This window comes from Pseudanabaena sp. 'Roaring Creek', from assembly GCF_001402795.1.
GTDB lineage: Bacteria > Cyanobacteriota > Cyanobacteriia > Pseudanabaenales > Pseudanabaenaceae > Pseudanabaena.
The window spans coordinates 17,987-27,113 of the sequence record NZ_LIRE01000742.1 but is presented as its reverse complement, the minus strand read 5'-3'; the positions used below and the strand labels follow the sequence as shown (position 1 = coordinate 27,113).

Sequence of the window (9,127 nt, the reverse complement as noted above, 5' to 3'; positions counted from 1 at the left end):
CCCCCCAGCCCCCCTTAAAAAGGGGGGAGAATTAAATTCTTCCCCCTTTTTAAGGGGGATTGAGGGGGATCTCTTAGAGCTTTTGACCGCAGAAAGTAATTCTTAAATGGTTTCTAAAAAACGAAGAAGAGAAGGTTGGGGCTTGCCCCAACCTTCTCTTCTTCGTTTTTTATTAGCGATCGCCCCAAGCCCGATCCACAAACTCCCTAAACTCCCTTTGAAAGCGCTCCGTTGAAAAGCGCAGGGCATTGTCACGACAGTCCTTCGGCAAGATGCGATCGCCATTCTTTTCAAACTCTATTACCGCCGCGCGGATGCTTGCTGCTGTCTGCTCAGCAAAAAATATCCCCGTAGGGCGATCGCTATCTAAACCTCGCACGGATTCCCGCACCCCACCGCGTCCATAGGCAATTACTGGTGTCCCGCAAGCCTGCGCCTCCACGGGCGTAATTCCAAAATCCTCCTCGGCAGCAAATACAAAAGCTTTTGCATTTTGCATGTAGGAACATAATTCCTCTGGCTCACGATGACCGAGAAATTGAATGTTAACGCTTGCTTTTGCCCGTATTTTTGCCATTTGCTCGCCGTCTCCAATCACGATCAGTTGGCGATCGCGCATTTGTGAAAAGGCTTCCACAATTAAATCAATACGTTTGTAGGGAACCAAACGCGAAGCAGTGAGATAAAATTCCTGTTTTTGTTCCCATAGCGCGTAGCTCTGTAAATCTACAGGGGGATAGATGACCCTTGCCGATCGCCGATAAACCTTTTGAATTCTACGGGCAATAAATTCAGAATTAGCAATAAATAGATCGACTCCATTGGCTGTGCGGGTATCCCAAATCCGCATTTGATGTAAAATCCAGCGAGCAATCCAACTCTTGATCCCCCGTTCCAAATTAGATTCTTTGAGGTATTGATGTTGGAAATCCCATGCATAACGAATCGGGGAATGCACGTAGGAAATATGCAACTGGTGCGGTGCGGTCAGTACCCCCTTGGCGACAGCGTGGGAACTCGAAATCACCAAGTCGTAGGCGGACAAGTCAAGTTGCTCGATCGCTAAGGGCATGAGGGGCAAATATTGCCGAAACTTGGTCTTGGCAAAGGGCAAATTTTGAATGAAGGTCGTCGTAACTTTTTTGTTTTGAATAAAATCCCGTTTAGAATCCTCCAAAAAATCCACGACCGCAAAGAGATCGGCCTTGGGAAACAAATTTAAAATTTGCTCGACTACCCGCTCCGACCCTGCGTAGTTCGCAAACCATTCATGGACGATCGCAATGCGGAGATTTTCTATTGTGGACATATATGGACATAGTTATTTTGTTGGATTCTCGCTTTGCAAGGCTAGGCTTAAATTCTATAGCTTTCTATCGTCTTGCCATATCATCTTGAGTTTTTGCGGTTAAAATAGCAACGTTGAACTCACCAGAATTATGAAGTTTCCTCTTGCCTCTACGACCTTAGCTTCTGTGGGCATTGCGATCGCTAACATCGCAGGAATTTCGGCTCTGTCCCTGTCTCCAAATCTAACTCCAATGGCGATCGCCCAGCAAGCAGGCGAACCAGTAACCACCACTTCGAGTCCCGACGCGATCGATCTAGCCAAGCATTTACGCAAAATAGGTGCAAAGTTATATACAGTCTTTTGGTGTCCCCATTGCCACAATCAAAAAGAGCGTTTTGGCAAAGAGGCGTTAGACGAGCTAGAGGTAATTGAATGTGATGAACGCGGAGTCAATCCCCAGACTCAGCTTTGTATAGACAAAAGAATTAGAGGCTATCCCACTTGGGAAATTAATGGCAAGCTATATCCTGGCGATCGCTCTTTGAAAGGACTTGCAGAGATCTCCAAATACCGTAGCCAATTTTAAATACTCAGAGAGTACCGCCCGCGTAGCGGGCGGTACTCTCTTCTAGACTTTACAGCAATTACCGATCAAACGAACCACAAGAAAAATTTTGAAAGCGTTGCGAAGCAACGCTTTCAAAATTTTTCTTGGTTTGGGTTTGAGCGCAAAGCGCTGTAAGTTTACTGAGCCGCTAAGAGCTTACCCTCACGCGATCGCGAAAAACAATCGGCTTGCGCGATCGCGCTTTACATGCATTAATTGAGACCAATGCATCAAATTGCTAAATTTGCAACTAGTAGTTTCGGGCACCTTGTTAGTGTAGTTACCGTCCTACGGAAAATTAGTAATTTTCTGCATAAACATTGTATATAGGTTAAGAAGGCATTTCATAAATCCTCGATCTGCCTTCTCGATTGTCTTTTTTGATTACCGCAAACCTTGCAGGCTAATATGTCTACTCTTGTCATTGTCGAATCGCCCACTAAAGCCCGCACCATTCGGAACTTTTTGCCTACTGGATATCGAGTAGAGGCATCGATGGGGCATGTGCGCGATTTGCCACAATCAGCGAGCGACATTCCTGAGGAGCTAAAGAAAACTGAATGGGCAAAGCTCGGTGTGAATGTGGATGCCGACTTTGAGCCACTGTACATCGTGCCAGACGACAAGAAAAAAATTGTCCGCGAGCTCAAGGCAGCCCTCAAGGGAGCTAAAGAAGTAATTCTAGCGACTGACGAAGACCGCGAAGGGGAAAGTATTTCTTGGCATCTGTTGCAAATCTTGCAGCCCAAAGTCCCCATTAAGCGCATGGTTTTCCACGAGATTACTGCCGAAGCCATTAAAAGCGCCTTAAAAAATTGCCGCCAGATTGACGATCGCCTTGTCCATGCCCAAGAAACTCGCCGCATTCTTGATCGCCTTGTCGGTTATACCCTCTCGCCCTTGCTGTGGAAAAAAATTAAATGGGGGCTGTCGGCGGGACGAGTGCAGTCCGTGGCGGTACGACTGATTGTAAATCGCGAACGCGAACGTCGGGCTTTTAAGTCGGGTAGTTTTTGGGACTTGAAGGCAAATCTCTATGCCCCCAAACAGGACTTTCCCGTGCAGCTAGTTGCTGTTGGCGGTAAAAATGTGGCGACGGGCAAAGACTTTGATGAGGCGACGGGCAAAATTGCCAAGGGTCGCAAGGTTTTACTACTGGATGAAGCGGGGGCGATCGCTTTAAAAAATCGACTCAATGGCAAAGTGTGGTCGGTGAGCAATCTCGATGAACGTCCTGCTACTCGCAAGCCATCGCCACCCTTCACCACTTCAACCCTTCAGCAAGAAGCCAACCGCAAACTACGCCTATCGGCAAGGGATTCGATGCGTGTGGCGCAAGCGCTTTACGAGCAGGGTTTTATAACCTATATGCGGACTGACTCGGTGCATTTATCGCAACAGGCGATCGCCGCCGCACGACAATGCGTTACCACGATGTATGGCAGTAACTTCCTCAGCAAAGAGCCACGCCAGTATGTGACCAAGTCCAAAGGCGCACAGGAAGCCCATGAAGCCATTCGTCCCGCAGGTGAAACTTTCCGCACTCCCCAAGAAACTGGACTTTCGGGACGGGAGTTTGCTCTCTACGACCTGATCTGGAAACGTACCGTCGCCTCCCAAATGGCCGATGCTCAGTTGACGATGCTCAGTGTGCAATTGACCGTCGAGGATGCTTTATTCCGCGCTTCGGGTAAACGTATCGATTTTGCAGGATTTTTCCGCGCCTATGTGGAGGGTTCTGACGATCCCGATGCGGCTCTCGAAGAAAAAGAAGTGATGCTACCGTCCCTCAAGGTGGGCGATCATCCCGTCTGCCAAGAGTTAAATACGGTCGGGCATGAGACCCAGCCCCCCGCTCGCTATACAGAAGCAGCCCTCGTTAAAATGCTCGAAAGTGAGGGGATCGGTCGTCCTAGTACCTATGCCAGCATTATTGGCACGATCTGCGATCGCGGCTATGTCGAGCTGGTCAATAATGCGCTCATCCCCACTTTTACCGCCTTTGCAGTTACCAGTCTTCTAGAAGAGCATTTCCCCAATCTCGTCGATCCTAGTTTTACTTCAAAAATGGAACAAACCCTCGATGATATTTCCACGGGGAGTGTGGAATGGCTACCCTATCTCAAGAAGTTCTATTCTGGCGAACAGGGCTTAAGCGGACAGGTGAAATCCCGCGATAGTCTGATCGATGGTGAATCGGCAAGGACAGTGCGCCTTGAGGGTTTAGATGATGATGTCAAGGTCAAAATCGGTAAGTTTGGTGCTTATATCCAAGTTGGTGATGGCGATCGCACGGTTAATTCGTCAATTCCACAAAACTTCACCCCTTCCGATCTCGTTCCCGACAAGATCGAATTACTCCTCAAACAGAAACTTGAAGGTCCCGATCAAGTAGGAATTCATCCCGAATCGAACGAGCCGATCTTTATGATGATGGGGCAATATGGTCCCTACGTGCAGTTAGGGCAAGCTACGGATGCAGTGCCTAAACCCAAACGGGCTTCTCTACCTAAGGGAATGCAGCCCGAACAAGTTACCCTCGATCTCGCTGTAAAACTGTTAGCCTTGCCCCGTACCTTAGGCGCACATCCTGACACTGGCAATCGCGTCTTTGTCAATACGGGTAGATTTGGCCCCTATGTCTGTCATACCAAAGGCAATGGCGATAAGGACGATAACCGATCGCTCAAGTCCACCGATGATCCCTATACGATTACCTTTGAACGCGCCTTAGAGTTGCTATCGCAACCAAAAACGCTACGGGGAGCTGCGGCTGCTAAGGTCTTGAAGACGCTGGGCAAGCATCCCAGTGATGATGAAGCGATCGAGATTCTTGACGGCAAGTATGGTCCCTATGTCAAACATGGCAAGGTGAATGTGTCGCTAACTAAGGAGCAATCGGTGGAAGCCCTAACCCTCGAAGAGGCCCTATCAATGTTGGCAAGCAAATCTGGTAAAACCACCAGTAAGCGGACTAAGGCGGCTTCTAGCGAAACCAAAAAAACTACCACCAAAAAGACCACTACCAAATCTACGGCAACTAAGGCAACTACCACAAAAAACGCCGCGACAGCCACCAAAAAGAAAACCACCACAACTAGAGCCGCTGCCACGAAAACCGCTGCAACCAAAAAATAAGTTATAGCTGTCGCCAAGTGTACTGGGACATAAAACCCAAGAATTAATTGGCGGCGCGAAGCGCCGCCAATTAATTCTTGGGTTTTGATTTGTCTTAATTCAAGTGACGGTAGCTATACCTAAAAAATCTAGAGGTAACGATCGCGATACCATGAAAAAAGTCAAAATAATCAAACCAAAGCAAAAAGTAACTTATGTCGAAAATTTGGGAGTTAGATTTTTATTCCCGTCCCTTACTGGATGCCAATAATAAGAAAGTGTGGGAACTGCTAATCTGCGATCGCGATCGGCAGTTTGAATGGGTACGCGAATGTCCATCTACGGAAGTGAACTCAGAATGGTTAGCTAAGCAACTCACCGACTGTGTCGCCACCAATGGACAGACTCCGATTAAGATTCGCTTTTTCCGTCCTAGCATGACCAATATTATTATGCGAGGTTGCAAACTTGCTGGGATTACGGGGCAGGCTTCGCGGCGAGTGTTTACAATGTCCGCATGGTTAGCGGAGAGAATGGCGAGTATTTATCCCAATCGTGATGGATTTCAGGCTGTCGATCCCAATCCTCTACCCTTAAAAGTATTAGCCGCTCAAGATCCCAAACCCGTTCCCGATGCCCTTATGGGTGAAAAATGGATATCCGTATCCCTCAAGGCAAGTGATTTTGCAGAGGCAAAGGAATGGTCGATGGATTTCAGCGAACTTCTGGATGTCAGCCATCTTGATCCTGACACAATTGTGGCGGGGATCATTATAATCTCTGCTAGGGCGACGGCTTTGGCGGCTTGGATGTCGGGAGTCGATCCTGTATTTATCAAGTTTGAGTGGAATTTATTAGGCGATCGCACCCAAATGCAGTTGGAGGCAAGTGCTGATGCGCGTTGGGTCTTAGCAAATTTGCAAGCTCCTAAAGATAAATTAGCGATCGCTCAGGGGGCTGACTTTGAGAAGGCTAAGCAAAAGTCTCAGGGTTTTCATTTTTTGGCGATCCAAACTAATGCCGAAGAGGAGCATTTTGCTGGATTTTGGATGCTGAAAGAAGTTATATAACCTGTAAAATAAAAATTGCCTAATAATTTATAGTGCAATACATGAAAGGCAATCGGTTATTTCAGAAGAGAACTATTCGATTTGTAATTTTTAATCTTCTTGTAGCGATTGCCTATGCCATGGGTGTAAGGCTCAGTCATGAGTTTGCCACTCTACCTGCCACTGTTGCCTCAGTTTGGTTTCCCTCAGGGATGACATTAGCCCTAGTTTACCTACTAGGCAATCGGGCTGTTTTAGGAATTATCTGTGGGTCTACCTACGCACTTATGCTCGGTTTATTCAAAGTAAATCCGTCTCTACCAGTCTGGAGCTTTTTATTAGTTCTTACATTCTGTGCCTGTGGCAATGTTCTCCAGCCATTGGTTGCTACCTATTGGATCAAAAGATACGCAAGACATCAAGATATTTTTAGTCATGTTAATACCGTAGTTTTGTACATTGCGGCGGCGGTCTTTGCGCCGATGGTATCGGCGAGTTTAGGGGTTACGAGTCTTTGCGTCGCGGGAGTTATTAAATGGCATGGCTATGGTATTAGCTGGGTGACATGGTGGTTGGGGAGTGCGCTTCCGCATTTAATCTTTACGCCAACTATATTGTTATGGAAAAACCTATCTCAGCCAAATGAACACCGATGGCTCGAGATTACCTTAGTCCTATTTGTGTTTTTATGCGTTAGTTGGATTTGCTTTTTAAAAGGCTATCCATTGGCGTATTTGCTCCTACCCATTCTGATCTGGACGGTTTTTCGCTATGGTAGTTTTTTTGCGAGTCTATTAGTAAGTCTTGTCTCCCTAATTGCGATTTTATCCACAGCTAGAGGGCATGGACTCTATATCGAGAATTCTCCCAATCAATCATTATTGCTGTTGCAATCTTTTACCGCTGTTTTTTCGCTGACATCACTCATTCTCTCTGCGGTAATTGACGAACGGAAAGAAGCGGAGTTGTCGCTGAAGCAGACGATGGAGAGTCTGGAAACACAAGTAATTGAGCGCACTAAGGAACTGCAACAAAGTAAAGCTCAACTGAGCGGGTTTTTCGCTTCGGCTCCTGTGGGGATGGGGATTGTCGATCGCCAACTTCGATACATAAGGATTAATCCATTATTAGCAGAAATTTATCAAAGAGATCTTGATGAATGTCTGGGTAGGAGCGCTCAAGAGATCGTCCCCGATCTAAGTTTACAGATTGAGGCTTCTCTGAATGAGGTTTTTAAGACGGGAACGCCGCTCTTAAATCAAGAAAATGCTAGTAATCTCTACAACCCAGATGGAACTCTGCAAACTTGGCTATCATCCTATTTCCCAATTTTCGATCTCGATGATATTCCCGTTGCGGTTGGTTTTGTGGTGTTTGAAATTAGCGATCGCAAACGAGCCGAAGCTGACATGAAGTATGCCGAATCTATTCTTAGAAAGGCAAATTTAGAACTAGAAAGTTTGGTTAATATTGATGGTTTGACCCAAATCGCTAATCGCCGCTGTTTTAATCAAAGGCTAGAATTGGAATGGTCGAGACTAGAGCGCGAACAGCAACCTTTGACCTTGATCTTGTTTGATATTGACTACTTCAAGCGCTACAACGATTGCTATGGGCATCAAATGGGTGATGATTGTTTAATGGCGATCGCCCAAGCGGTGAAGCAGGTGTTGTTGCGTCCTACCGATCTGGTCGCACGCTATGGCGGCGAGGAATTTGCTGTGATTTTGCCGAATACCGACGCGAAAGGCGCAATTATAGTTGCTGAGCAGATCCGCAGGACAATTACAAATCTATGTATTGCCCATCAAAAATCGGATATCGGCGATATAGTTACGGTTAGTATTGGTGTAGCTAGCCTAATACCCAACTCTATCCAAGAACCATCCATGCTTGTTAAGCAAGCGGATGTAGCCCTTTATCATGCCAAGCAGAGGGGGCGCAATCAGTCCGTGATGTTTTCTCCATGCTAAGTAGTTCAGTATCGTTAAACCTCAACGGCTATGTCCCACCTTCGCCAAAATGTAATTACTAAAGACTGGGTAATCTTTGCGACCGAAAGATCCAAACGTCCCCATGAATTTGCGAGATCGCAGGATGAGATCCCGCCTGAGTTACCGATTTATAAGCATAGTTGTCCTTTCTGTAAGGGGAACGAGAATCCCTCGGAGATCGAATATTTGCGTATAGAGAACGAGCATGGTTGGCGAGTCAGGATTATCCCCAATAAATATCCCGCCCTCTCTCCAATCGGCGATCGCATTCGTCATAATGAAGGGATTCATCGTTCTATGACAGGTGTCGGTTACCACGAAGTGATCATCGAACACCCGCATCACAATGCCACGATTGCGCTCATGGAAACGAGGGATGTCGTTAATATCTTGAAAGCATACCGTCAACGCTATGACGTGATTCGTCGCGATCAACGGATTGAAAGTATCATTATTTTTAAAAATCATGGTGAAAGTGCAGGGACATCCTTAGAGCATCCCCATTCGCAAATCGCGGCCACGCCAGTTGTACCCTCGCAAATCCGTTGTCGAATGATGGAAGCAGCGAGTTATTTTGATGACATGGGGGAATGTTTGTTTTGTCATACCCTCAGAGATGAATTGCAATCTCAAGAGCGGATCGTCCTAGAGAGCGCCTATTTTGTGGCATTTATCCCCTATGCAGCTCTTTCTCCATTTCATCTATGGATATTTCCGCGCCGCCATACTTCTTCCTTTGGGGCGATTACTGATATCGAATTAGAAGATCTTGCCTATATGCTGAAGACAACTCTGGCGAAGCTTTTTTATGGTTTAAATAATCCTGCTTACAATTACATAATTCGCTCTTCACCAACGGATGATAAGCAGTCTGACTACTTCCATTGGTATTTAGCGATCGTGCCGCGAGTCTCTCAAGTTGCGGGGTTTGAGTTGGGTAGCGGGATGTATATTAATACTGCTATTCCAGAGGATAGCGCTAAATTTTTGCGAGAGATTGATGTGGAAACTCACTCGCCCTTAGTCTAAACTATGCTGATGTGCTGAGCTGAAGTGTTGAGCTGATATG

At 46.5% G+C, this 9,127-nt stretch carries 6 protein-coding genes; 5 read left to right on the top strand and 1 reads right to left on the bottom strand.

The genetic code is table 11. The annotated features are described in order from the left end of the window. Positions 1-172: 172 nt before the first annotated feature. Positions 173-1,309 (bottom strand): glycosyltransferase family 4 protein, encoded by a 1,137-nt coding sequence (locus AC805_RS22105; RefSeq protein WP_055077412.1) that lies wholly within the window; start codon positions 1,307-1,309, stop codon positions 173-175. Positions 1,310-1,439: 130 nt separating this feature from the next. Here AC805_RS22105 and AC805_RS22100 point away from each other — a divergent pair, with 130 nt between their 5' ends. The 5 genes from AC805_RS22100 to galT all read left to right on the top strand — a co-directional run bounded on the left by AC805_RS22100 (position 1,440) and on the right by galT (position 9,087). Further along, a complete protein-coding gene (locus AC805_RS22100; RefSeq protein WP_055077411.1) occupies positions 1,440-1,877 on the top strand; it encodes a protein disulfide isomerase family protein in 438 nt (145 codons plus the stop codon). Positions 1,878-2,306: 429 nt separating this feature from the next. Further along, positions 2,307-5,036, top strand: coding sequence for a type I DNA topoisomerase (topA, locus tag AC805_RS22095; protein WP_055077410.1), 2,730 nt, complete (start codon positions 2,307-2,309; stop codon positions 5,034-5,036). Between the two features lie 194 nt (positions 5,037-5,230). Further along, positions 5,231-6,085, top strand: a complete 855-nt coding sequence (locus AC805_RS22090) for a Tab2/Atab2 family RNA-binding protein (protein ID WP_055077409.1) — start codon at positions 5,231-5,233, stop codon at positions 6,083-6,085. A 41-nt stretch (positions 6,086-6,126) separates the two neighbouring features. Then, positions 6,127-8,037 (top strand): diguanylate cyclase domain-containing protein, encoded by a 1,911-nt coding sequence (locus tag AC805_RS22085; RefSeq protein ID WP_055077408.1) that lies wholly within the window; start codon positions 6,127-6,129, stop codon positions 8,035-8,037. A 30-nt stretch (positions 8,038-8,067) separates the two neighbouring features. After that, on the top strand, positions 8,068-9,087 hold the full coding sequence (gene galT, locus AC805_RS22080; protein ID WP_055077407.1) for a galactose-1-phosphate uridylyltransferase: 1,020 nt from the start codon (positions 8,068-8,070) through the stop codon (positions 9,085-9,087). Positions 9,088-9,127: the final 40 nt, after the last annotated feature.